The following is a 24398-nucleotide window of genomic DNA, read 5'->3' as shown; positions in this document are numbered from 1 at the left end:
TACGGCAATTAAGCGCATCTGCATTATGTGCATACGCATTCAGTGTCTGTCCACCGTCATGCCCTCCACTGCCGCGCCACCGCCAGCAGCAGGTCCTCCCGCCCGTGCGGTGCGACGAGTTGGAGCCCGGCCGGGCAGCCGTCGTCGTCGAACCCGGCCGGGAGGGTGATCGCCGGATGGCCGCTGAGGTTGAACGCCCAGGTCAGCTCGGTGGAGTAGCGGTCGCCGGGACCGTCGTGGCCGTGTGGGGCGAGGGGGACGGCCGGGGTGAGGAGCAGCTCCGTGCGGCTGAAGAGGGTGGCGAGGCGCCGGTCGTTGGTGGCGCGGAGGCGGTGCGCCGGGGCGGGGTCGGCGCCCGGGGTGCGCAGCGCCAGCCAGGCTGGGGCCGGATCGACCAGGCGCAGGGCGGCGGGCGGGGCGGTCAGCCGCAGGACGCCCAGGTCGGCGAGGCGGAGGGCGGCGGCACGGGCGAGGGCCAGGGGCTCGGGATCGGGCGTGGCGAACCCGAGGTCGGGGGACCAGAGGGCGGGGATGCCCGATGCCGGGTTCGGGGATGGGGGGCGGGGGGAGGGCGCGTGCGGCGCCGGGTCCGGGGGCTGGGGGGAAGGCGCGTCCGGCGCCGGGTCCGGGGGCGGGACGGTGGGTGCACGGGGTGCCGGGACTGGGGGGCGGAGGGTGGGTGCACCCGAGGCCGGGTTCGGGGAGTGGGGGGCGGGTGCACTCGGCGCCAGGTCCGGGGGCGGGGCTGCGGGAGCACGGGGCGCTGGGTCCGGGGAGTGGACGGCTGGTCCGCTCGGTGCAAGTCCCGTGGGCCGCAGGGCTGGTGCGTCCGAGGCGAGTCCCGCAGGACGGACGGTGGGTGTGTCCGAGGCAAGTCCCGGAGGCCGGACAGTCGGCGTACCCGGCGGGACCCGGAGTGGCAGCGGATCTCCCGGCGGGGCGCCGGACACCACCGACCAGTACAGCGCGGCGTCCCCCGGGCAGCGGGCCAGCACGCCCGGGGCGGTGAGGCCGGTGGGGTCGCTGACCGGGAGCCGTCCGTTGGTGGTCTTCAGGCCCAGCACCCCGCACCAGGCCGCCGGGATCCGGATCGACCCCGCCCCGTCGGCGCCGGTCGCCAGGGGTACCAGCCCCGCCGCCACCGCCGCCGCGGCCCCCGCCGACGAGCCGCCCGGCGTCCGGTCCGCCCGCCAGGGGTTGACCGTACGGCCGTACCGGCCGAGCCCCCAGGTCTGCCATGCCGTGCCCGGCCCGGGGACGGAGGTGGCACCCACCGGTATCGCCCCGGCACCGGCCAGCGCCCGCGCGTCCGCCGCGCGCAGCCCGCCGCGCCGCCCCTTCACCGCGAACGGCACCCCGGCCAGCGGTCCCGCCGATCCGGCGCGGGCCTCCGCGTCCACCTCCGCCGCCCGCCGCAGCGCCTCGTCCGCCCACACCTCGGTGAACGCGCTCAGCGCCGGGTCGGTCCGCTCGATCCGGTCGAGGGCCGCCGACACGGCGTCCACCGCGCGGGTGACACCGGAACGGACGGCCGCAGCGATCTCATGGGCGCAGTCCATGGTGCAGGTCATGGCGTGGTTCACGGGCTCCATGCGGCCCCTTCCTACCGGCACCGACGGCCCGGGGGCCAGTTCTTGGGACGAGGCTGTGACGCCCCGGTGACGCCTGCGGTCCGGCCGGGGCGGGACACTCGACACAGGTGTGCGCGGAAGGCTCGCGGACACATCCGAGTGAGGGAAGCGATGTCTCGACCCAGCCGCGAGCAGCAGCGGGAAACCCAGCACGCCGCCGACGAACCGGCCCCCGCCTCCACGGCGACCCCGATCGAGGTACGGGTACCCGGCCCCGGCGGCGACGGCGCCCTTGTCGGGGGAGTGCGGATCACCGCGGTACCCGGTCAGCCGCTCCAGCGGACCGTGCTCGACCATCTCCACCGCGCCGCGCGGGCCGCCGGCCACCCCGTCCTGGCGACCGTCCACGACGAGCGCACCGGCTATGTCATCCCGCTCCGGGTCGACCCCGACGGCACCAGCCAGCTCGCCGCAGACCCGGTCCCCCTGCCCCCGACGCCGCAGCCCTTCCCGCCGCCGACCCCGCTCGGCGAGAACACCCCGACCTTCCCGCTGCGCGCCGCGCCCGGCACCGTCGCGGCTCCGACGGGCGAGTTCGGACCACCCCCGGTCATGCCTCCGGTCATGCACCCGGTCATGTCCTCAGCCATGCCCCCAGCCATGCCACCGGCCACGCACCCGGAGCGGGACCGGGGCGCGAACGACGTACCGGCGCCCCCCGCTCCCCCCTCCGTGCCCCCCGCTCACCCCTCCGCGCCCCCGGCAACACCCACCGCCGCCCCCGCCACCCCCTCCACCCCCAAACACCCCCTCCGCCCCCTCCTCCCCCCGCACGATCTCGCGCTCGACCCCGACCCGGTGCCGACGCCGACGCCGCCGCGCGGGTTCGACGCGGTCGCCGAGGCGGTACTGGACGACCGGCCGCCCGCCGCCACCCCGCTCGCGGGGCCGATGACCCTGATCGGGGACGCGGTCAAGGAGGGCCGGGCGCAGGACGCGGCGACGCTGGCGGAGCGGGCGCTGACCGAGGCGTCCGCCACGCTCGGCGCCGACCACGCCGAGGTCCGCAGGCTCGCCGGGCTCGCCGCCTATGTTGCCTATCTGGCCGGGGAGCCCGAGCGGGCGTTCCGGCTCTCCCTGGACCTCGCGCGCGGCTACGCCGGTGCCGGGGAGGCGGAGTCCGCGTACGGGAACGTCCAGAGCGCGGCGACGGCGTGGCGGGCGGTGCGGGACGCCGGGCGCGGACTGGAGCTGGGGCGGGAACTGATCGCCGTATGGGCGGAGCTGGCGGCCGAGCCCGGGGGGCCGGCCGCCGTGGACGGGGAGGAACTGGACGGGGCGCGGGCGCGCATGGACCGGCTGACCGCCCGCGCGGCGGCAGCCGCCGCGAGCCGGTGACGGCCGCCGCCAGCCGGTGGCGGGCGCGCCGCGAGCCGGACACGGGCGCCGCGAGCCGGTGGCGGGCGCGCCGCGAGCCGGTGGCGGTGACGGGTGCCCCAGCCGGTAGCGGACGCGCCCGGCCGGTGACGGACGCGCCCGGTCGCTGACGCCCCGCCCGGTTCCGGTGGCCCCGGGTCAGTCCGAGAGGTCCCAGATCGCGTGGGCTATCGCGTCGGAGTTCCGGTTGAGCGCGGTGTCGTTGACGCTGGCGGTCGTGTCGCAGGACGAGTGGTAGCAACTGTCGAAGGCACGGCCCGCCGTACCACCCCACTTGGTGGCCTGGGCGGCGCTCTTGACCCGGCTGGCGCCGGTGAAGAGACCGCCGACCGGTATGCCCGCGTTCTTGAACGAGGCATGGTCGGAGCGGCCGTCACCCTCCGTCTCGATCTCGGTCGGGACCCCGAGACCGGCGAAGTACGTCTTGAAGCTCTGCTCGATCGCGGGGTCGTCGTCGTAGACGAAGTAGCCGGCGTTGGTCGAGGAGATCATGTCGAAGTTGAGATAGCCGTCGATGCGGGCGCGGTCGGCGGCCGTGAGGCTGTTGACGTAGTAACGCGAGCCGACCAGCCCGAGTTCCTCGGCGCCCCACCAGGCGAACCGCAGATGCTTCACCGGCTGGTACCCGGCGCGGGAGACGGCGAGGGCGGTCTCCAGGACGGCGGCCGAACCGGAGGCGTTGTCGTTGATCCCGGGCCCGGAGGTCACGCTGTCCAGATGGGCGCCGGCCATCACCACCTGCTCCGGGTCGCCGCCGGGCCAGTCCGCGATCAGGTTGTAGCCGGTCCGGCCGGACGAGGTGAACTGCTGGATCGTGGTGGTGAACCCGGCCGCGTCCAGCTTGGCCTTCACATAGTCCAGCGAGGCCCGGTAGCCGGTCCGGCCGTGCGCTCTGTTGCCGCCGTTGGCGGTGGCTATGGACTGGAACTGGGTGAGATGCGCCTTGACGTTCGCGAGGGGGATGTCCGGCGCGGCGAGCACCGAAGGCCCGGGGGAGGCGGGAGCGGCACCGGCGAGGGATCCACCGGTGAGCACGGTCGCGACCGCGACGACGGCAGCCGTGGCCGCCCGCCCGGAAACGGAGAGCTTCATGTGGGGGCTCCGAATTCCGTGGGGAACCCTGTGGGGTGACCACAGGGATTCCACAGTGAATGGGGTGCCTGGATGGTGAAGCTGAGGCTGATTCTCCGTCAAGGGACGTATTCGGCCATGCGTTTGAATGGGGCCCGGAGATCGACTCTCTGTCCACCCGGGGTCCGCCAAGCCACGCAGAACTCATTCCCCTCCCCGAGGTCCCCGAGGTCCTCCAGATCCCCCGAGGCCCCCAGATCCCCCGAGGTCCCCCAGGCCCCCCAGATCCCCCGGGATCAGCTAAGCCACGCAGAACTCATTCCCCTCCGGGTCCCGCATGAGCACCCACGTCCCCGCGGCCTCCCGTACCTCCCGCAGCACCCCCGCCCCCAGCTCCGTCAGCCGTGCCACCTCGGCGGTCCGCCGGTCGGGGCCGGGGTGCAGATCGAGATGGATCCGGTTCTTGCCGGACTTCTCCTCCGGCACGCGCTGGAAGAGGATCCGCCGACCGAGCCCGGTCCCCGACTCCCCGTCGTACGGATCGTCCGGATGCCGTACGGCGACCAGGTCCCGGAAGGCCAGCCGGCCGTGGAACTCCGCGGTGGCCTCGCGGGACAGCGCGCCCAGCTCCAGCAGGCGCCGGATGAGCGCGTCGTTGTCCTCCACGGTGTAGTGCAGGGCGGCGCCCCAGAAGTCGGCCTGGGCGTGGGGGTCGGCGCAGTCGACGACGAGTTTCCAGTGGATCGGCCCGGGGGCCTGCGGTGCGTCGGTCATGTGACCCTCTCTGCCTGGAGTTGCTGACGGCCGGCGGCCCCGGCGTCTTCGCCCGTTACGAGGTGCCGCGCGGCCCCGTCGGCCCGGGCGGCCCGCAGCCGCCTGCCGGAAGGGCTGGAACTCGCCGTCGCCGACGCCGAGCCGACCACCGTACGCGAGGTGCGCGACGCGCTCTTCCTGCTCACCGCCGACCGGGCGCACGGCCGCCCGGCCGCCCGGCGGATCCCGCGGGCACACCGGGCACACCGGGCACAGCGGGCAGTTGGCGGAGAGTAAGGGAAGGCAGCGGAAAGTATGGAGTCAGTGGGGGGAGGCGGCTGTCGTCGGGGTGGGGCGGGGGGACGCCGGTGCGGCGGTGGCGGGGCCCGTCTCCGCCGCCTCCCGGGCGTCGTACGCCGCCCGGGCCGTCGCCACCTCCTGCCGGTGCTCCTCGGTCCAGGTCACCAGGGACTGGATGGTGGCGTGCAGGGTCTTGCCGAGGGAGGTCAGCTCGTAGTCGACGCGCGGCGGCACCACCGGGTGGACCGTCCGCCGGACCAGGCCGTCGCGCTCCAGTTGGCGCAGGGTGACGGTCAGCATCCGCTGGCTGACCCCGTCGATCTCCCGGCGCAGTTCGGTGAAGCGCAGTCGCCGGTTGTCCAGCAGGGCGATCACCAGGAGCGACCACTTGTCGGCGATCCGGTCCAGGATCTGGCGTACCTCGCAGTCCTCGCGGGTGTCCCACTGGAACGGATCCGCGTCGCCGTAGTCCACGGTGCTGTCGCAGTAACTGGGTGACTTCGAAGTGCCTTCTTCCATGTCGCCCGATGATGCCGCATTCTGGCCATGGTTACAAGAGAGAACTGACCCTCACTCTCGTAACCGCCCTATTCCTTCTTCTCCTCATCAAGGAGTCCCCATGGGCACCCGTGCCTGGGCCCTGCTGCTCGTGCTCTGCGGAACGATCTTTCTGGAGGGCATCGATGTCGCCATGCTGGGGATCGCGATCCCCTCCATCCGGGCCGATCTCGGCCTGACCACCGGCGCCGCCGCCTGGGTGATGAGTGCCTATGTGCTCGGCTACGCCGGGTTCACCCTGCTCGGCGGCCGGTCCGCCGATCTGCTGGGGCGGCGCCGGATGTTCCTGGGCGGACTGGTCGTCTTCCTGGTCTTCTCCGGCCTCGGCGGCGTCGGCACCGAGGGCTGGATGCTGATCGTGTCCCGGTTCGTGACCGGCATGGCCGCCGCCTTCATGACCCCCGCCGCGCTCTCCCTGATCACCACCTCCTACCGCGAGGGCCCGGAGCGCAACAAGGCGCTGCTGATCTTCGCGGGTACCGGCGCGGGCGGCTTCTCGCTCGGTCTGGTGATCGGCGGACTGCTCACCCAGGTCGGCTGGCGCTGGGTCTTCTTCGCGCCGGTGCTCCTGGCGGCGGTGATCCTGGTGGCCGCGCTGCGCCTGGTACCGGCCGACAGCGCGACGACGGCCGAAGCCCGCCGGGGAGGCTTCGACATCGTCGGCGCGGTCACCGCCGCCGGGGCCATGCTGCTCGCCGCCTACACCGTCGTACGGCTGGAGCACGGGCTGGACGGCTGGCCGCTCACCCTGGCCGCCGGGCTCGGGGCGGTGGCGTTCGGGGTGGTGTTCACCGGGGTCGAGCGGCGGACCGGGACACCGCTGGTGCGGCTCGGCATCCTGCGCAACAAGGCGATGGTCCGGGCGGATCTGGGGGCGCTGCTGTTCCTCGGCGCGTTCTTCGGCTTCCAGTTCGTGGCGACGCTCTACCTCCAGGAACTGCGCGGCTGGTCCTCGCTCCAGACCGCCGTCGCCCTGGTCGCCATGGGCGTCGACGCGGTCCTCGCCCCGACCCTCACCCCGCGCCTGGTCAACCGCTACGGCAACGCCAAGGTCGTCCTCGGCGGCTTCCTGCTCGCGGTCGTCGCCTACGCGATGTTCCTGCCGGTGGGCATGGACTGGACGTACGCGGCCATGTTCCCGACCTTCATCCTCGCCGGGGTCGCCTTCGCGCTGGCCTACGGGCCGCTGACCATCGCGGCGACGGACGGGGTCGCCGAGCACGAACAGGGCCTCGCGGGCGGACTGCTCACCACGGCGACGCAGTTCGGCTCGGCGGTCGGGATCTCCGCGGTCACCGCCGTCTACGGCTTGGCGTCGGCCGGGGCGGACGCCGGATCGGCGGAGCGGCTGTCGGCGTTCCGGGTGGCGCTCTCGGTGCCGGTGGTGATGGTGGTGCTCGGGGCGCTGGTCGCGGCCCTGAGCGTGCGCGCCGCCCGCCGGGAGGTGCGCAGCGCGTCCCAGGTCAGCATGGACAGCGCCAGCCAGACCAGCGCGAACCCGGCCCAGCGCTCGGAGGGCATGGCCTCCCGGAAGTAGAGGACGCCCAGCAGGAACTGGAAGACCGGGGCGAGGTACTGGAGCAGGCCCAGGGTCGACAGGGGCACGCGGATCGCCGCCGCGCCGAAGCAGATCAGCGGCAGCGCGGTCACCACACCGGTCGCCGCGAGCAGCGCCGCGTGCCCCGCGCCCTCGGCGCCGAACGTCGACTCGCCCCGGCTGCCCAGCCAGAGCAGAAAGCCCAGCGCGGGCAGGAACTGCACGGCGGTCTCGGCGGCCAGCGACTCCAGGCCGCCGAGATTGACCTTCTTCTTCGCCAGTCCATAGGTGGCGAAGGAGAAGGCGAGGACCAGCGAGATCCAGGGCGGTCGCCCATAGCCGACGGCGAGCACGACGACCGCGGCGAAACCGACCCCGACCGCCGCCCACTGCACCGGGCGCAGCCGCTCCTTGAGCAGCAGCACCCCGATCGCGATGGTGACCAGCGGATTGATGAAGTAGCCGAGGGACGCCTCCACGACCTGGTCGTTGTTCACGGCCCAGATGTAGACGCCCCAGTTGACGCTGATGGTGGCGGCGGCGATGGCGACCAGCCCGAGCTTGCGGGGCTGGCGCACCAGTTCGACGGCCCATGCCCAGCGCCGTACGACCAGCAGCACCACCGCGACCACGCCCAGCGACCACACCATCCGGTGGGCCAGGATCTCCAGGGCGCCGGAGGGTTCCAGCAGCGGCCAGAAGAGGGGGACCAGCCCCCACATGCCATACGCGGCGAAACCGTTCAGCAGCCCTATGTGCCGCTCGCTCCGCCCGCTGCCGCTGCCGCTGCTGCTGCCCCCTGTGCCCTTCGGGTTCCCCGTCACGGGCCGCCTCCCTTGCGCCTCACCCGGCCGCCGGCCCGCTGTGCCCGGCCTGCTCTGTCGGCCCGGCCGCGCCGGGTCTCGGACGACGGTAGCGCCGGGCCGGGCCCGCTGTCATGTCTGTACCGGAATACGGTCATGACAGATGAGGGGGAGGGGGGTGGCCGGGGTGGTCCCGGGAGGGGGAGCGCGGGAGTGGGGAGTGCGGGAGTGCGGGAGTGCGGTAGTGGGGAGTGGGGAGTGCCGGAGTGGGTCAGTCCTTGAGCGCGGCGGCGACCCCCTTCGCCACCGCCTCCGCCAGCGGGGTCGTCGGGCGACCCGCCAGTCGGGACAGCTCCGTGCTCCCGCCCGCCAGCTCGCCCTTCCCGATGGACACATCCACCCCGGCCAGCATCGCCGCGAACGGCTCCGGCAGCCCGGCCCCGGTCAGGATGGAGGTCAGGGCATCGGGGGTGACGTTCGTGTACCCGATCTCCCGCCCGGTCGCCCGGCTCAGCTCGGCCGCGTACTCGGCCATGCTCCAGGCGGTGTCCCCGAAGAGTTCGTACGCCTTGCCCTCGTGCCCCTCGCCGGTCAGTACGGCGACCGCGGCGGCGGCGTAGTCGGCGCGGGCGGCGGAGGCGATCCGGCCGTCACCGGCGGCGGCGACCACGGCGTTGTGCGCCAGCACCGGGGCGAGGTTCTCGGTGTAGACCTCGTGGTACCAGCCGTTGCGCAGCAGGACATGGGGCAGGCCCGAGTCCCGGATGACCCGCTCGGTGCCGCGATGGTCGTCGGCGAGGGCGGCGGTCAGGCTCGCGGGGGCGCTGGTGTACGCCAGCAGCGCGACCCCGGCGCTCCGGGCGGCGTCCACGACGACCCTGTGCTGGGCGACCCGGCCCTTGTCGAACTCGTTGCCCGAGATCAGCAGCACCTTGTCGCCGGGGGAGAACAGGTGGTCGAAGGTCTCGGGGACGTTGTAGTCGGCGACGGCGAGGCGTACGCCGCGGGCCGCGAGGTCGGCGGCCCTGGCCTCGTCGCGCACGACGGCGGTGATCCGCCCGGCCGGCACCCGCTCCAGCAGTTGGGTGACGACGAGGCGGCCGAGGTGGCCGGTGGCTCCGGTGACGACGATGCTCATGGGGTGCTCCCGTGGGTCCCGTAGGGGGTGGTCGAACTGGTTCCGCTGCTCGCTCCTCACCCTAGGAAGGGCACTACCTTTTCGTAAGTACCCACCTTGAAGTAAGGTACCGGCGTGTCGGTAAGCAGGGTAAGCAAGGTGGGTGAGGTGAGGGCGGTGGGTGCCGTGGGCGCGGTGGGCGAGAGCGGGAAGGCGGCGTCGCGCGGCGCGGGCGAGGAGATGTGCCCGTACCGGCTGGTCCTGGAGCATGTGACCAGCCGCTGGGGCGTTCTGGTGCTGATCGCGCTGCTCGACCGCCCGCACCGCTTCAGCGAGTTGCGCCGGGCGATCGACGGGGTCCGGCGGGTCAGCGAGAAGATGCTGACCCAGACCCTCCAGACCCTGGAGCGGGACGGCCTCGTCCATCGCGACGCCCAGTTGGTGATCCCGCCCCGCGTCGACTACTCCCTCACCCCGCTGGGCCGCGAGGCCGCCGAACAGGTGCGGACGCTGGCGCTGTGGACGGAGCGGCGGATGGAGGCGGTGGAGGAGGCGCGGGAGCGGTACGACGGGGCGCGGGAGCAGCATGACGGGGCGCGGCACGGCGCCGGATAGGGCCGTGCCCGTGCCTGTGCCGGTGTGAGTCCGGGGCCGGGGGCGTGGGGTGGTCGGGTTTGGCTGCAAAGGGGCAAAGGGGCGGGCCCGGGTGCGCCGTACAGCACAGCAGCACCCGGGCCCGCCGCTTCATCGCCGGTCGGGTCGGCTACCCCACGACCGTCCAGGTGTCCCCGCCCGCCAGCAGTGCGGCGAGGTCGCCCTTGCCGTTCTGTTCGACGGCGGTGTCGAGCTGCTCGGTCATCTGGTCGTCGTAGACCGGCCGGTCCACGGAGCGCAGCACGCCGATGGGGGTGTGGTGCAGGGTGTCCGGGTCGGCGAGCCGGGACAGCGCGAACGCCGTCGTCGGCGACGCGGCATGCGCGTCATGGACCAGGATGTCCCCCTCGTTCTCCGGGGTGACATCGACGACCCGCAGATCACCGGTGAGCGGATCGCGGACGACCCCCCGTGCGCCGTCGGCCCCGAAGCGGATCGGACGGCCGTGCTCCAGCCGGATCACCGCCTCCTCGGCCCGCTGCTTGTCCTTGAGGGCGTCGAAGGCGCCGTCGTTGAAGATGTTGCAGTTCTGGTAGATCTCGATGAGGGCCGTGCCGGGGTGGGCGGCGGCCTCGCGCAGCACCTGGGTGAGGTGCTTGCGGTCGGAGTCGATGGTGCGGGCGACGAAGGACGCCTCGGCGCCGATCGCCAGCGACACCGGGTTGAAGGGCGCGTCCAGCGAGCCCATCGGCGTCGACTTGGTGATCTTCCCGACCTCGGAGGTGGGGGAGTACTGGCCCTTGGTCAGCCCGTAGATCCGGTTGTTGAAGAGCAGGATCTTGAGGTTGACGTTGCGCCGCAGGGCGTGGATGAGGTGGTTGCCGCCGATGGACAGGGCGTCGCCGTCGCCGGTGACGACCCAGACGGACAGATCGCGGCGCGAGGTGGCGAGCCCGGTGGCGATGGCGGGGGCGCGGCCGTGGATCGAGTGCATCCCGTAGGTGTTCATGTAGTACGGGAAGCGGGAGGAGCAGCCGATGCCGGAGACGAAGACGATGTTCTCCTTGGCGAGGCCCAGTTCGGGCATGAAGCCCTGCACGGCGGCGAGGATCGCGTAGTCACCGCAGCCGGGGCACCAGCGCACTTCCTGATCGGACTTGAAGTCCTTCATGGACTGTCTGGCCTCGGCCTTGGGGACGAGCGAGAGTGCCTCGATCGTGCCCGTGCCCGTGCCTTCCGTGGTCGTCTCAGCCATCGATGGCCTCCTTGAGCGCCGTGGCGAGCTGTTCGGCCTTGAACGGCATGCCGTTCACCTGGTTGTAGCTGTGCGCGTCGACCAGGTACTTCGCCCGGATCAGGGTGGCGAGCTGGCCGAGGTTCATCTCGGGGATCACGACCTTGTCGTAACGCTGGAGGACCTCGCCCAGGTTCCTCGGGAAGGGGTTGAGATGGCGCAGATGGGCCTGCGCGATCGGCAGCCCCGCGGTGCGCAGCCGTCGGACGGCGGCGGTGATCGGCCCGTACGTCGACCCCCAGCCCAGGACCAGGGTGCGGGCGCCGTCCGGGTCGTCGGTCTCGATGTCCGGGACCTCGATCCCGTCGATCTTCGCCTGCCGGGTGCGGACCATGAAGTCGTGGTTGGCGGGGTCGTACGAGATGTTGCCCGTGCCGTCCTGCTTCTCGATGCCGCCGATGCGGTGCTCCAGACCGGGCGTGCCGGGGACGGCCCAGGGGCGGGCCAGGGTCTGCGGGTCGCGCTTGTACGGCCAGAAGACGTCGGTGCCGTCGTCCAGGGTGTGGTTGGGGCCCTGGGCGAACTGCACCGTCAGATCCGGCAGTTCCTCCGGCTCCGGGATGCGCCAGGGCTCGGAGCCGTTGGCGAGGTAGCCGTCGCTGAGCAGCAGCACCGGGGTGCGGTAGGCCAGCGCGATCCGGGCGGCCTCGATGGCGGCGTCGAAGCAGTCGGCCGGGGTGCGCGGGGCGACGATCGGCACCGGCGCCTCGCCGTTGCGCCCGTACATCGCCTGGAGGAGGTCGGCCTGCTCGGTCTTGGTGGGCAGCCCGGTGGAGGGGCCGCCGCGCTGGATGTCCACGATCAGCAGCGGCAGCTCCATCGAGACCGCCAGCCCGATGGTCTCCGACTTCAGGGCGACGCCGGGACCGCTGGTGGTGGTGACGGCGAGAGAGCCGCCGAAGGCGGCTCCCAGGGCGGCTCCCACACCGGCGATCTCGTCCTCCGCCTGGAAGGTGCGCACCCCGAAGTTCTTGTGCCGGCTCAGCTCGTGCAGCACGTCCGAGGCCGGGGTGATCGGGTACGAGCCCAGATAGAGCGGCAGATCGGCCTGGCGGGACGCGGCGATGAGCCCGTAGGCCAGGGCGAGGTTGCCCGAGATGTTGCGGTAGGTGCCGGTGGGGAAGGCGGTGGAGGCGGGCGCGACCTCGTAGGAGACCGCGAAGTCCTCCGTCGTCTCCCCGAAGTTCCAGCCCGCGCGGAACGCCGCGATGTTCGCCGCCGCGATCTCCGGCTTCTTGGCGAACTTCGAGGTCAGGAACTGCTCGGTGCCCTCCGTCGGCCGGTGGTACATCCACGAGAGGAGCCCCAGCGCGAACATGTTCTTGCTGCGCTCGGCCTCCTTGCGGGACAGGGCGAAGTCCTTGAGGGCCTCCACGGTCAGCGTGGTCAGCGGCACCGGGTGCAGGTGGTAGCCGTCCAGCGAACCGTCCTCCAGCGGGTTGCTGGCGTAGCCGACCTTCTGCATGGCCCGCTTGGTGAACTCGTCCGTGTTGACGATGATCTCCGCGCCGCGCGGCAGATCCCCCACGTTCGCCTTCAGCGCCGCCGGATTCATGGCGACCAGGACATTGGGGGCGTCACCGGGGGTGAGGATGTCGTGGTCGGCGAAGTGGAGCTGGAAGGACGAGACACCGGGCAGGGTTCCGGCGGGCGCGCGGATCTCGGCCGGAAAGTTCGGCAGGGTGGACAGGTCGTTGCCGAAGGACGCGGTCTCCGAGGTGAACCGGTCGCCGGTGAGCTGCATGCCGTCACCGGAGTCCCCCGCGAACCTGATGATCACCCGGTCCAGCCGGCGGACGTCCTTCCCTCCCGCCGGTTTGCGCTGCTCTCCCACGACGGTTCCGTCGGCCTGTTCCTTCTCGCTACTGACCTGGCTGGTCACTGAACGGGACCTCCTTCGCGGCGGCTGTCGGGTACGGCCCTCCCGCAGGCCCACCCAGGATCAACCCTACGTCCGCCGGGGTCGCCCGCTCGGGGCCATTCGCATGATGAACACCCCTTTGAGCGCCCTATTGCGCCTCGGGGCGCGTCCGCCGCGCGGGAGCCGGGGGATTCGGGCGCTCTCAGGAATTGAGATACGTCAGCACGGCCAGCACCCGCCGATGGTCCCCCTCGCTCGGCGACAGGCCCAGCTTCAGAAAGATATTGCTGACGTGCTTCTCCACGGCACCGTCGCTCACCACGAGCTGCTTCGCGATGGCGGAGTTCGTCCGCCCCTCCGCCATCAGCCCCAGCACCTCCCGCTCCCGCGGCGTCAGCCCCGCGAGCACATCCTGCTTCCGGGACCGCCCGAGCAACTGCGCGACCACCTCCGGGTCCAGCGCCGTCCCGCCCTCCGCGACCCGCACCACCGCGTCGACGAACTCCCTGACCTCCGCCACCCGGTCCTTCAGCAGATACCCGACCCCCCGGCTCGACCCGGCCAGCAACTCCGTCGCGTACCGCTCCTCCACGTACTGCGACAGCACCAGCACCCCCAGCCCCGGGTGCGACTTCCGCAACCGCACGGCCGCCCGTACGCCCTCGTCGGTGTGCGTCGGCGGCATCCGCACGTCCGCCACCACGACGTCCGGCAGCCCGCCCTCCGCGTCCAGCTCGGTCACGGTCTTGATCAACGCCTCCGCGTCACCGACCCCGGCGACCACATCGTGCCCCCGGTCGGTCAGCAGCCGGGTCAGTCCCTCCCGCAGCAGTACCGAATCCTCGGCGATGACCACCCGCACTCTGTCCTCCACGATCCTCGGCCCCCCGCCCGCCCCCGCCGTTCCCCGGCGACCGGCTTCGTCTCCTGCATGAACAAGTCCAGCCAACTGGACGGGTCCAGCATTACAGAGTGCGGTGGGGTGGGGTGATCCCCGGTGGGGTGGTCTTGGGTGGGGGGTGGTGGTGGTTGGGTGCGGGTGGGTGGGGGCTGGTCGCGCAGTTCCTCCCCCAGGGGGGTACCCCCGGCGCCCCTGGGGGGTGGGTGGACCGGGGTGGGGTGGTACGAGGGGTTGGGTGGGGTGTCCGGGTGCCGCGGAGCGGGTCTCAGCGGCGCCAGGGGAGTTCCGCCGTGATCCGGGTGGGGCCGCCCTCGGGGGAGTCGACGACCAGGATTCCGTCCACCGCGTCGAGCCGCCCCGCGAGACCGGCGAGGCCGGAACCCGCGTCGGAGTCGGCGCCGCCCACCCCGTCGTCCGTGACCTGGAGCATCAGCCGGTTCTCCACCCGCCACACATCCACCCACGCCGACCTGGCCCGGGAGTGCTTGCTGATGTTCTGGAGCAGCTCGGACACCGTGAAGTACGCGATCCCCTCGATGGCCGGCGCCGGACGCTCCACCAGATCCACATCCACCCGCACCGGCACCGCGCACCGCGAGGCCACCGACGACAGCGCCGCGTCCAGCCCCCGGTCCGTCAGCACCGCCGGGTGGATGCCCCGGGCCAGATCCCGCAGCTCCTGCAACGCCGTCTTCACCTCACCGTGCGCCTCGTCCACCATCCGCGCCGCCGCCTGCGGGTCCTCGGACAGCTTCTCCTTCGCCAGCCCCAGATCCATCGCCAGATTGACGAGCCGGGCCTGCGCCCCGTCGTGCAGATCCCGCTCGATGCGCCGCAGATCGGCCGCCGCGGTGTCCACCACGACCCCGCGGTCCGACTCCAGCTCCACCACCCGTGTCGCCAGCCGCGACGCACCCAGCAGACCGTGCACCATCAGCCGGTCCACCGTCGTCAGTGCCCGCACGATCCACGGCGCCGCCAGCACGAACAGCAGCCCCACGGCCCCCGTCACCGCGATCTCGAAGGGGTTGTCCAGGTACACCTGGTGCGTGTCGTCGCCGTAGAGCTGGATGCCGTCCTGCCCGCCGTACATGGGCAGGACCCAGAACCACAGGGGATAGGTCACCAGGCTCCAGCCCGTCACCCACACCGTGAGCGCCACGCTGAACGAGAAGACCGCCCACGGGAGCTGGAGTACCGAGTACAGCAGCGCCCGCCACGACGCCCCGTCCTTCAGCGCGGCCCACATCCATCCCATCGCGCCGCCCTTGCGGACCCGCAGCGGCTCCGGCGCGGCCACCTCCAGCCGCAGCAGTCCCCGGGCCCGTACCCGCTCCAGCGCGCCCAGGCCCCGGGCGCCGGCCAGGGTCCCCGCCAGCACCGGGATGCCGAGGAACGTCACCAGCAGGCCCACCCCCAGCGAGAACATCGTCACCGCGTAGGTGAACAGCGCGATGCTGATCGGCAGGCTGAGCAGCACATAGAGGAACTCCCGCCAGGCCCGCCCCCCGAACGGCGCCCGCAGCCCGACCGGCACCCGCCCGCCCCGGCGTCCGTACCCGGCCCCGTACTCGTGCCCGTACTCCGTTGTGGTCATCGGTGTCGTCCCGTCCCGTTCCTTCGCTACCGATCTGGGCTTGCTCTCGTATCCGTTCCTGCGCCACCAGCCTCCTCTGCGCCCGGCCCCCGGACCATGGAGCGCGTCGGCCTCTTGAGAGGGGGGTTTTCCCTACCTTGGGGGCGGAGGCGGAGCGGAGGTGGGGCGGGCGCGGGGGCGGATGGTGGGGTGGGGGGACGGGCCTGGCCTCACTCCGTCCTCCCGGGTCTCACCCCGTCCTCCCGGGTCTCACTCCCTCCCCCCGGGTCTCACCCCGTCCCAGTGCCCGCCCGCGGCGCACCCACCCTCAGCCCTTCCGCTCCCGCCACGGCAGTTCCGCGGTGATCGTCGTGGGCCCGCCCTCGGGGGAGTCGATGATGAACAGCCCGTCCACCGCGCCCAGCCGCTCCGCCAGGCCCCGCATCCCCGTACCGCCGTCCAGGCTCGCGCCGCCCCGGCCGTCGTCCGTGACCTGGATGAGCAGCCGCTCCTCGGAACGCCACACCTCCACCGCCGCCGACCGCGCCGCGCTGTGCTTGCTGACGTTCTGGAGCAGCTCGGAGACCGTGAAGTAGGCGATGCCCTCGATGGCCTCGGCCGGTCTCGCCGTCAGATCGACCGTCACCTTCACCGGCACCGTGCACCGCGAGGCGACCGAGGACAGCGCCGCGTCCAGCCCCCGGTCGGTCAGCACCGCCGGATGGATGCCCCGGGCCAGATCCCGCAGCTCCTGGAGGGCGAGCTTCACCTCGCCGTGCGCCTCGGAGACCATCTCCGCCGCCGTGTCCGGGTCCTCCAGCAGCTTCTCCTTGGCCAGCCCCAGCCCCATCGCCAGATTGACGAGCCGGGCCTGTGCCCCGTCGTGCAGATCCCGCTCGATGCGCCGCAGATCGGCCGCCGCCGTGTCGACCACGACCCCGCGGTCCGACTCCAGCTCCGCGATCCGCCGCTCCAGCTCGTCCGAGGGCGACAGCAGCCCGCGCACCATCGCCCGGTCCACATTGGCCAGGCCCCGCGCGATGAACGGCAGCACCGGCCACAGCACGAACAGCGACACCAGGGTGATGACGAAGGTGAGGATGCCCCAGGGCAGCCGTATGACGTCGTAGAGGAAGGTCCGCCAGCCGACCGGGTCCTTGATCATCATCCACATCTGCGCGAGGAAGCCGCCCTCCCGCTGCCCGCGCCAGCGCAGCCGGCTCGGCTCCTCCACCCGCACACCGAGCAGGGCCCTGGCCCGCGCCCGCTCCAGTCTGCCGAGCCGGCGCGCGCCCATCAGCCCCACCGCGAGCAGCGGGAGGCCGACCACGGTGACGGTCAGCAGGGCGCCGGTGGACAGCACGGTGATCGTGTAGACGAAGCCGACGAGGGCCATGGGCAGGTTGATCAGGAGATGCGCGATCTCCTTCCAGGTGTGCTTGTCGTAGCCCAGGCGGGGCGGCGGCAGCCGGTTGCCCAGCTCTTTCCCGCCGCCCGCACCCCGGTCGACCCGGTCGGCCAGATTGGTCCGGTCGACCCGGTCGGTCCGGTCATCGGCGGCCCGGTCGGCCCGGTCGGCTCCATCGCTCCGGTCGCTCCGGTCGCTCCAGCCGGTCGCGGTGCTGTCGGCAGACGGGATTCGTTCGGTCATGACAGCCAGCGTGCCTGCCGGGCGACTCCCGCGCCATGAGGTGGGCCGCACGCTTGGACTGAGGAAAACCCCACCCCCGCGTCCCACCCTCACCACCCGACCCCCGACAGGCTGCTTACCGTGCCTTTAGCAGGGCCTAGACTCCCGTGCGTGCAGATCGTCGAACGGTGACGCACACAGTGTTCGTACAGCAGGACACGACCCACACCAGATCGAGCAGAAGTTCGAACAATGGGTCGATCGACAGCTCGATCAACAGGTCGAGCAACAGGCCGAGGCCAGGGAACAGCCGAGGCCAGGGAGCGAGGGACGGACGTGAGGCAACCGACCGTCGAACCGACCGAGGTCGTCGCGGCGGACTACTTCCAGTCCTACTCGGTCGTCGGACTGCTCGCCGCGGTCGGCGTGCTCTTCGTCGCCATCGCCTTCGGCGCCGGACGGCTGCTGCGCCCCGTCGTCCCGACGCCCGAGAAGCTGATGACGTACGAGTGTGGCGTCGACCCGGTCGGCGAGGGCTGGGCCCACACCCAGGTCCGCTACTACGTCTACGCCTTCCTCTACGTCATCTTCGCCGTCGACTCGATCTTCCTCTTCCCCTGGGCGACCGTCTTCGCCGATCCCGGCTACGGCGCGACCACGCTGGTCGAGATGTTCATCTTCCTCGGCTTCCTCGCCGTGGGACTGCTCTACGCCTACAAGAAGGGGGTCCTGACATGGACGTGACCCCACCTCCGGGGGAGCCGCGCGAACCGGCACCGGCACCAGTACCGGCACCAGTACCGGCACCAGTACTGGCACCAGTTCCGGCATCGGCACCGGCACCGGTACCGACTCCGGCGCTGTCACTGGAGCCCAAGCGCCTCGGCGCCCTCGCCCGGCTCGCCCCCGAGCCGATGAAGGTCGTCCTCAACTGGGGCCGCCGCTACTCCCTCTGGGTCTTCAACTTCGGCCTCGCCTGCTGCGCCATCGAGTTCATCGCCGCCTCCATGGCCCGGCACGACTTCATCCGGCTCGGCGTCATCCCCTTCGCGCCGGGCCCCCGCCAGGCCGACCTGATGGTCGTCTCCGGCACGGTCACCGACAAGATGGCCCCCGCCGTCAAACGCCTGTACGAGCAGATGCCCGAGCCCAAGTACGTCATCTCCTTCGGCGCCTGCTCCAACTGCGGCGGCCCCTACTGGGACTCCTACTCCGTCACCAAGGGCGTCGACCAGATCATCCCCGTCGACGTCTACGTCCCCGGCTGCCCGCCCCGCCCCGAGGCGCTCCTCCAGGGCATCCTCAAGCTCCAGGAGAAGATCGCCCGCGAGTCCTTGGGCGAGCGCTACGCGAACCCCGGAACCGGCGAGCCCTACGCGAACCCCGGAACCGGCCCCTCCGTCGCCGCCCTCCAGAGCGGCCTGGTCGCCCCGCCGACCGGCGCGGGAGCCCTGCCGACCGGCGAGGGGGAACCCCGGTGACCGCCGTCGGCTGGCTCCCGGCGGACACCGAGGACCTGTTCGGCCCGGACGCGACCGCCGAGGAGTCCTACGACCTCCTCACCGTCGACGTACCCCCCGCCACCTGGACCGAGGCCCTGCGCACCGCCCGCGACCAACTGGACTGCCGCTACTTCGACTGGCTCAGCGCCGTCGACGAGCCCGGCACCGGCTTCCGCGTCGCCGCCCATGTCGTCGCCCTGGCCCCCGTACGCCGACTGCTCCTGCGCACCACCGTCCCGCACGACGCGCCCACCCTCCCCACGGCCGTCGGCGTCTACGCGGGCGCCGCCTGGCACGAGCGCGAGACCCACGAGATGTTCGGCGTCGACTTCACCGACCACCCCGGCCTCGACCACCTCCTCCTCCCCGAGACCTTCGAGGGCCACCCCCTGCGCAAGGACTTCGTCCTCGCCGCCCGCGTCGCCAAGGCATGGCCCGGCGCCAAGGAACCGGGGGAGTCCGAGCACGGCGGCCCCAAACGCCGCCAGATGCTCCCCCCGGGCGTCCCCGACCCCAACGAATGGGGCCCCCTCAAGGGCCGGCTCCCCCCGGCCCCGACCCGCCCCGCCCGAGCAGCGGGCCGCAGCGCCACCGCCGGTACGCCCGCCCGCCCGGCCGCCGGAGACCGCCCGGTACGACGCTCCCGCACGGCCTCGGAGGGCTCGGCCTCCCAACAGCCCGCCACCCCACGCCGCGCCCGCACCGCCTCCGAAGGATCGGCGACCCAACGGGCACGACCCCCAGAGCCGACCGAGGCCACGGAGGGCACGAGGGCTGCGGAGACCTCGGAGACCCCGGGCGAGGCACAGAAGACGACCGCGCCCCCGTCCGACGAGACCCGCCCTCCCACACCCCCGCGCAGCCCGGACGCCCCCTGGCACCACGCCCGCCCGGCCCACGAGGACCACCACCCCCAGGACGCCGCTCCCCCCGCCCCCGAGCCCAAACCAGAAGCCCCCTCCACCCCCGAACCCCCCACCCCACCCACAGCCGAAACCGAAGCCACACCCGAACCCGAACCCACACCCGAAACCACACCCGAACCCGAATCCAGTGCCGAAGCCGACCCCCCGGAAGGAGGCCGCCAGTGAACGACGCCCTCGACATCGCCCTGCGACTCCTCATCGTCTTCGTCGCGTTCCTCGTCCTCCCCCTGCTCGTCGGCCAGACCGAGCACAAGGTGATGGCCCATATGCAGGGCCGCCTCGGCCCGATGTACGCGGGCGGCTTCCACGGCTGGGCCCAGCTCGTCGCCGACGGCGTGAAGTTCGCGCAGAAGGAAGACATCGTCCCCAACGGCGCCGACCGCCGTATCTTCCAGCTCGCCCCCGCCGTGGCCCTCCTCCCCTACCTCCTGGTCCTGCTCGCCATCCCGATCGGCCCCGGCGAGGGCGCGGTCGGCGAGGTGATCGACGCGGGTGTCTTCTTCGTGCTCGCCGTGATGGGCGTCGGCGTGCTCGGCTCGCTGATGGCCGGGTGGGCCTCCGCCAACAAGTTCTCCCTCCTCGGCGGCCTGCGCACCGCCGCCCAGCTCCTCGCCTACGAACTCCCCATGCTGCTCGCCGCCGCCTCCGTCGCCATGGCGGCCGGCACGGTCTCGCTGCCCGGCATCCTCGACGCCTTCGAGTGGTGGTGGCTGCCCTGGCAGATCGTCGGCGCGATCGTCTTCTTCGTGGCGGGCCTCGCCGAACTGCAACGTCCGCCGTTCGACATGCCGGTCGCCGACTCCGAGATCATCTTCGGCGCCTACACCGAGTACACCGGGCTGCGGTTCGCGCTCTTCCTCCTCGCCGAGTACGCCGGGATCGTCGTCCTGTGCGGACTGACCACCGTCCTCTTCCTGGGCGGCTGGCACGGCCCCTGGGGCGCCGACGGGTTCGGCTGGGTGTGGACCCTGCTGAAGACCGCCGTCCTCGCCTTCATCGTGATCTGGCTGCGCGTCACCTATCCCCGGATGCGTGAGGACCAGCTCCAGAGGTTCTCCTGGACCCTCCTCGTCCCCCTCTCCCTCGCCCAGATCGCCCTCACCGGCGTCGTCAAGGTGGTGATCCAGTAGCCATGGCCGAGTCCCCTCCGCCCACCCGCTCCCGCATCCCCGGCAGCGGCCTCGCCAAGGGCCTGGCCGTCACCCTGCGCACGATGACGAAGAAGTCGGTCACCGAGCAGTACCCGGACGTCCAGCCCGACCTCCCGCCCCGCACCCGCGGGGTCATCGGTCTGTTCGAGGAGAACTGCACGGTCTGCATGCTCTGCGCCCGCGAGTGCCCGGACTGGTGCATCTACATCGACTCCCACAAGGAGACCGTCCCCGCCGCGACCCCCGGCGGCCGTGAACGCAGCCGCAACGTCCTCGACCGCTTCGCCATCGACTTCTCCCTGTGCATGTACTGCGGTATCTGCATCGAGGTCTGTCCTTTCGACGCCCTGTTCTGGTCACCGGAGTTCGAGTACGCCGAGACCGACATCCGCGAACTCACCCACGAGCGCGACAAACTCCGCGAGTGGATGTGGACGGTCCCGGCCCCGCCCGCCCTCGACCCCGCCGCCGAGGAGCCCAAGGAGATCGCCGCGGCCCGCAAGACCGCCGAGAAACTGGCGGCCACCCCGCCCACGGCCTCCACGACCCACCCCCCGGAACCCCCCGCTGAGGCCGGACACCGCCCCACCCCGCCCCCGCCGGCCGACCCCGAGGGAGGCGACTCGTGACCCTCGCCGCAGCCGCCGCCACGGCGACGCACACCACCCTGACCACCCTCGCCACCACCCCCACCGCCGACACCCGCGGCTTCCTCTCCCCGACCGGCGTCGAGATCGCCTTCCTCCTGGTCGGCCTGGTCACCCTCGGCGCCGCGATCATCACCGTCACCACCCGGCAACTCGTCCACGCCGCCCTCTGGCTGGTCGTCGCCCTCGGCGGACTCGCCGTCGAGTACCTCCTCCTCACCGCCGAGTTCATCGCCTGGGTCCAGGTCCTCATCTACGTCGGTTCCGTCGTCGTCCTCCTGCTCTTCGGTCTCATGCTCACCAAGGCCCCCATCGGCCGCAGCCCCGACGCCGACTCCGGCAACCGCTGGGTCGCCCTCGGCGTGGCCGTGGTCGCCGCGCTCTGTCTGGTCTGGGTGGTCGTCGACGCCTTCCGCGCCACCTGGATCGACCTGGAGGGCGCCGCCGCCGGCTCCACCCGCGTCACCGGCGAGAGCCTCTTCCAGAACTGGGTCCTCCCCTTCGAGGCCCTCTCCGTCCTCCTCCTCTCCGCCCTGGTCGGCGCGATCGTCCTGTCCCGCAAGGCCAAGCCCCACCCCCCGACAGCCCCCGCACAGCCCCGCCCGGCCCCGCGCACCACCACGAGCCCCACCACCCCCACAGTCTCCGCAGCCCCCGCCGCCACCCCGGGCACCCCCACAGAACCCCCCGCCGACCCGGAAGGCGCCCGCTGATGCATCTCGCCTATCCCGCCGTGCTGTCGGCCCTCCTGTTCTGCACCGGCCTGTACGGCGTCCTCGCCCGCCGCAACGCGATCCTCGTGCTGATGTCGGTCGAGCTGATGCTCAACGCGGTCAACCTCAATCTCGTCGCCTTCGACGTCTGGCTCAGCAAGGCCGCCGAGGAGACCCTGCACTCCGGCCAGGCCCTCACCCTGTTCACCATCGCCATCGCCGCCGCCGAGATCGGTATCGGCCTGGCGATCGTCCTCGCCGTTCACCGCAACCGCGGCACCTCGGACATCGACAAGCTCCGCGACACCGCCGAGGGCCCGGACGGCGGCCCCGCCGACGGCCCGGAAGACGGCGACCCCGACCCCCACGGCCCCGATGACGACGGCCCCGGCTCCGCCGCCGCGCTCCCCGCGACCCACCGGCCCGCCGGCGCCGCCGAGAAGGCCGAGGCCACCGCGTGACCACCACCACCCTCGCCGCCCTCGTCCCCCTCCTTCCCTTCCTGGGGGCCGCCGCCGGTCTCTCCGTCGGCAGATCGGGCCCCGGCTACGTCCGCCCGCTCGCGGTCCTGCCCACCCTCGCCTCCCTCGTCCTCACCGTGCTCGTCGCCGTGCGCCAGGGCGGCGACGCCCCGATCGCCGCGGCCACCGAACTGACCCCCACCGGCTCCGTCCCCATCGAACTCGCCCTGTACATCGACGGCTTCGCCGCCCTCGTCGCCGTCCTGGTCGCGTTCATCGCCTGCTGTGTGCAGATCTACTCGACGGGCTATCTGCGCGACGACCCGCGCTACCCCTCCTACGCCGCCCTGGTCTCGCTGTTCACCTCCGCGATGCTGCTGGTGGTCTACTCCGGGGACCTGATGGTGCTGCTGGTCGGCTGGGAAATCATGGGCATCTGCTCCTACTTCCTCGTCGGCCACTACTGGGAGACCCCCGAGGCCCGCGCCGCCTCCCTGAAGGCGTTCCTGGTCACCAAGCTCGGCGACGTCCCCTTCCTCATCGGCCTGTTCGCCCTCGCCACCGACGCCGGCTCCTTCGGCATCACCGAGATCCTGCGCACCGTCGCCGACGGCGGCCTGGACCACCCCACCCTGATCGCCCTCCTTCTGCTCGCCGGTGTCGCGGGCAAGTCGGCGCAGTTCCCGCTGCACACCTGGCTCCCGGACGCGATGGCGGGCCCCACACCCGTCTCCGCGCTGATCCACGCCGCGACGATGGTCGCCGCCGGTGTCTACTTCGTCGCCCGGCTCCTGCCCGTCTTCCAGGCGTCCGGCGCCGCCCTGGTGGTCCTCGCCGTGATGGCCGCCGTCACCATGGCCGGCTCCGGCCTCGCCGCCCTCGCCCAGGACGACATCAAACGCGTCCTCGCCTACTCGACCATCGGCCAGCTCGGCTACATGACCGGCGCCCTCGCCGTCGCCGACCGCGGTGCCGCCGTCTTCCACCTCCTGTCCCACGGCGCCTTCAAGGCGCTGCTGTTCCTCGCCGCCGGCGTGATCATCCACGCCGCCGGCACCAACTCGCTGGCCGCCATGTCCCGCATGCGCGATCTGCGCGACCGCGTCCCCGACGCCTACTGGACGATGACCGTGGCCCTGCTCGCGCTCGCCGCGATCCCGCCGTTCAGCGGCTTCTTCTCCAAGGAGTCCGTCCTCGGCGCCGCCGAACAGGTCACCGCCGGCCACGGCGAGAACGTCCCCGCCACCGCGGGCTGGATCGTCCTGGTCGCCGGACTCGTCACCGCCGTCCTCACCGCCGCCTACGCGACCCGTCTGTGGCTGCTCGCCTTCCGCGGCCGGGGCGAGGAGGCCCCCGACCACGGCCGCCAGCCGCTCGCCATGACCCTGGTCCTCTGGGTCCTCGCCGCGCCCTCGCTCGCCTTCGGCGGATTCGCCTACCGCGGACTCCAGGGCTGGTTCGACGGCGGTGACCTCGGACCGACCCTGCTGACCTCGGTCCTCGGCACCGGCGCCGCCCTCACCGGCGGGATCGTCACCTACGCCGCCTGGCGCCACACCCGGGCCCGCGCCCGGAGCGCCCCGCTGGGTGCCGTCGCCGCCCATCCGGAGGCGGACGCGGCACGGGTGGAGGCCGAGGCCATCGCCACCCACACACCCGCCTACGGGGACATCGCCGACGCCCCCGACCCGGCCGACCCGGGACGGCTGCTGCTGGGCCCGCTGCACCGGCCCGCCGCCGCGGGCTTCCACCTCGACGCCCTGTACGCGGCGCTGTTCGTCCGCCCGGTCCAGGCGGCGGCCGGACTCGTCCGGTTCCTCGACCGCGAGGTCGTCGACACCTATGTCCAGGGAGCCGGGGCGCTACCGCGCTGGCTGGGGGCCGCCGTACGCCGGGCCCAGACCGGCAATGTGCAGACCTATGTGAGCGCGCTGCTCGCCGGCACCGTCGTTCTCGCGGTCGCCGCCGTCCTTGTCGCCACGGGAGCGTGAGCAG

The 24398-nt window shown here is 72.5% G+C and carries 21 protein-coding genes and 2 pseudogenes; 12 read left to right on the top strand and 11 right to left on the bottom strand.

Going from position 1 to position 24398, the window contains the following annotated elements; translation table 11 throughout:
* Window positions 1–56 precede the first annotated feature (56 nt).
* The gene (locus AB0O01_RS13350) at window positions 57–1592 is read right to left on the bottom strand and encodes an amidase family protein (RefSeq protein ID WP_365312923.1); all 1536 of its coding nucleotides are present in this window, start codon (window positions 1590–1592) and stop codon (window positions 57–59) included.
* Between the two features lie 150 nt (window positions 1593–1742).
* Between AB0O01_RS13350 and AB0O01_RS13345 the strand changes: the two genes are divergently transcribed.
* Window positions 1743–2969 (top strand): tetratricopeptide repeat protein, encoded by a 1227-nt coding sequence (locus tag AB0O01_RS13345; RefSeq protein WP_365312921.1) that lies wholly within the window; start codon window positions 1743–1745, stop codon window positions 2967–2969.
* Window positions 2970–3146: 177 nt separating this feature from the next.
* Here AB0O01_RS13345 and AB0O01_RS13340 read toward each other — a convergent pair whose 3' ends face one another.
* Window positions 3147–4100, bottom strand: coding sequence for a M28 family metallopeptidase (locus AB0O01_RS13340; protein ID WP_365312920.1), 954 nt, complete (start codon window positions 4098–4100; stop codon window positions 3147–3149).
* A 279-nt stretch (window positions 4101–4379) separates the two neighbouring features.
* Window positions 4380–4853 carry a VOC family protein gene (locus AB0O01_RS13335; RefSeq protein ID WP_365312919.1) on the bottom strand — a complete coding sequence of 158 codons (474 nt, stop codon included), beginning with the start codon at window positions 4851–4853 and terminating at the stop codon, window positions 4380–4382.
* Here AB0O01_RS13335 and AB0O01_RS13330 point away from each other — a divergent pair.
* Window positions 4841–5063: pseudogene (locus tag AB0O01_RS13330) on the top strand (zf-CGNR multi-domain protein); the annotation flags it as partial. The gene AB0O01_RS13335 and the pseudogene AB0O01_RS13330 overlap by 13 nt on opposite strands.
* A gap of 90 nt (window positions 5064–5153) precedes the next feature.
* On the opposite strand, the gene AB0O01_RS13325 reads toward AB0O01_RS13330, so the two are convergent.
* Window positions 5154–5651, bottom strand: a complete 498-nt coding sequence (locus tag AB0O01_RS13325; protein WP_365312917.1) for a helix-turn-helix domain-containing protein — start codon at window positions 5649–5651, stop codon at window positions 5154–5156.
* On the opposite strand from AB0O01_RS13325, the pseudogene AB0O01_RS13320 reads away from it, so the two are divergent.
* Window positions 5650–6912 (top strand): annotated as a pseudogene (locus tag AB0O01_RS13320) (MFS transporter); the annotation flags it as partial. The gene AB0O01_RS13325 and the pseudogene AB0O01_RS13320 sit on opposite strands and share 2 nt — an antisense overlap.
* Window positions 6913–6992: 80 nt before the next feature.
* Here AB0O01_RS13320 and rarD read toward each other — a convergent pair.
* Together rarD and AB0O01_RS13310 are read right to left on the bottom strand one after the other, a co-directional pair.
* Window positions 6993–7982, bottom strand: a complete 990-nt coding sequence (rarD, locus tag AB0O01_RS13315) for an EamA family transporter RarD (RefSeq protein ID WP_365313143.1) — start codon at window positions 7980–7982, stop codon at window positions 6993–6995.
* A gap of 319 nt (window positions 7983–8301) precedes the next feature.
* Complete coding sequence (locus tag AB0O01_RS13310; RefSeq protein ID WP_365312915.1) at window positions 8302–9168, bottom strand: SDR family oxidoreductase; 867 nt, start codon at window positions 9166–9168, stop codon at window positions 8302–8304.
* 219 nt (window positions 9169–9387) lie between these two features.
* Here AB0O01_RS13310 and AB0O01_RS13305 point away from each other — a divergent pair, with 219 nt between their 5' ends.
* The gene (locus AB0O01_RS13305) at window positions 9388–9762 is read left to right on the top strand and encodes a helix-turn-helix domain-containing protein (protein WP_365313142.1); all 375 of its coding nucleotides are present in this window, start codon (window positions 9388–9390) and stop codon (window positions 9760–9762) included.
* Between the two features lie 148 nt (window positions 9763–9910).
* Here the strand turns inward: AB0O01_RS13305 and AB0O01_RS13300 are convergent, their stop codons facing one another.
* From AB0O01_RS13300 to AB0O01_RS13280, 5 genes are all read right to left on the bottom strand, one after another.
* Window positions 9911–10996: a 2-oxoacid:ferredoxin oxidoreductase subunit beta gene (locus tag AB0O01_RS13300; protein ID WP_365312914.1), complete on the bottom strand. Its 1086-nt coding sequence runs from the start codon at window positions 10994–10996 to the stop codon at window positions 9911–9913.
* On the bottom strand, window positions 10989–12917 hold the full coding sequence (locus tag AB0O01_RS13295) for a 2-oxoacid:acceptor oxidoreductase subunit alpha (protein ID WP_365312913.1): 1929 nt from the start codon (window positions 12915–12917) through the stop codon (window positions 10989–10991). The genes AB0O01_RS13300 and AB0O01_RS13295 overlap by 8 nt, the downstream gene beginning before the upstream one ends.
* 181 nt (window positions 12918–13098) lie before the next feature.
* Complete coding sequence (locus AB0O01_RS13290; RefSeq protein ID WP_365313141.1) at window positions 13099–13758, bottom strand: response regulator transcription factor; 660 nt, start codon at window positions 13756–13758, stop codon at window positions 13099–13101.
* Window positions 13759–14062: 304 nt separating this feature from the next.
* A complete protein-coding gene (locus tag AB0O01_RS13285) occupies window positions 14063–15394 on the bottom strand; it encodes a sensor domain-containing protein (protein ID WP_365312912.1) in 1332 nt (443 codons plus the stop codon).
* A gap of 307 nt (window positions 15395–15701) precedes the next feature.
* Window positions 15702–17024 carry a sensor domain-containing protein gene (locus AB0O01_RS13280; protein WP_365312910.1) on the bottom strand — a complete coding sequence of 441 codons (1323 nt, stop codon included), beginning with the start codon at window positions 17022–17024 and terminating at the stop codon, window positions 15702–15704.
* A 315-nt stretch (window positions 17025–17339) separates the two neighbouring features.
* Between AB0O01_RS13280 and AB0O01_RS13275 the strand changes: the two genes are divergently transcribed.
* Genes AB0O01_RS13275 through AB0O01_RS13240 form a run of 8 tightly spaced genes read left to right on the top strand, consistent with a single transcriptional unit; the run spans window position 17340 to window position 24394 of the window.
* A complete protein-coding gene (locus AB0O01_RS13275) occupies window positions 17340–17747 on the top strand; it encodes an NADH-quinone oxidoreductase subunit A (RefSeq protein WP_365312908.1) in 408 nt (135 codons plus the stop codon).
* Window positions 17738–18484 carry an NADH-quinone oxidoreductase subunit B family protein gene (locus tag AB0O01_RS13270; protein ID WP_365312906.1) on the top strand — a complete coding sequence of 249 codons (747 nt, stop codon included), beginning with the start codon at window positions 17738–17740 and terminating at the stop codon, window positions 18482–18484. Before AB0O01_RS13275 ends, AB0O01_RS13270 begins: the two co-directional genes overlap by 10 nt.
* Window positions 18481–19596 (top strand): NADH-quinone oxidoreductase subunit C, encoded by a 1116-nt coding sequence (locus AB0O01_RS13265; protein WP_365312905.1) that lies wholly within the window; start codon window positions 18481–18483, stop codon window positions 19594–19596. The genes AB0O01_RS13270 and AB0O01_RS13265 overlap by 4 nt, the downstream gene beginning before the upstream one ends.
* Window positions 19593–20561: a complex I subunit 1 family protein gene (locus AB0O01_RS13260; RefSeq protein ID WP_365312903.1), complete on the top strand. Its 969-nt coding sequence runs from the start codon at window positions 19593–19595 to the stop codon at window positions 20559–20561. The genes AB0O01_RS13265 and AB0O01_RS13260 overlap by 4 nt, the downstream gene beginning before the upstream one ends.
* 2 nt (window positions 20562–20563) lie before the next feature.
* Window positions 20564–21211, top strand: a complete 648-nt coding sequence (locus AB0O01_RS13255; protein WP_365312902.1) for an NADH-quinone oxidoreductase subunit I — start codon at window positions 20564–20566, stop codon at window positions 21209–21211.
* A gap of 38 nt (window positions 21212–21249) precedes the next feature.
* Window positions 21250–21942 carry an NADH-quinone oxidoreductase subunit J gene (locus AB0O01_RS13250; RefSeq protein ID WP_365313139.1) on the top strand — a complete coding sequence of 231 codons (693 nt, stop codon included), beginning with the start codon at window positions 21250–21252 and terminating at the stop codon, window positions 21940–21942.
* Window positions 21942–22403, top strand: coding sequence for an NADH-quinone oxidoreductase subunit NuoK (gene nuoK / locus AB0O01_RS13245; protein ID WP_365312901.1), 462 nt, complete (start codon window positions 21942–21944; stop codon window positions 22401–22403). Before AB0O01_RS13250 ends, nuoK begins: the two co-directional genes overlap by 1 nt.
* On the top strand, window positions 22400–24394 hold the full coding sequence (locus AB0O01_RS13240; protein WP_365312900.1) for an NADH-quinone oxidoreductase subunit L: 1995 nt from the start codon (window positions 22400–22402) through the stop codon (window positions 24392–24394). The genes nuoK and AB0O01_RS13240 overlap by 4 nt, the downstream gene beginning before the upstream one ends.
* The last annotated feature ends 4 nt before the right edge of the window (window positions 24395–24398 follow it).

Source organism: Streptomyces sp. NPDC093252 (assembly GCF_040683675.1).
Lineage (GTDB): Bacteria > Actinomycetota > Actinomycetes > Streptomycetales > Streptomycetaceae > Streptomyces.
Note: the sequence above shows the minus strand (reverse complement) of the source record. Positions and strands in the feature narration are given on the sequence as shown.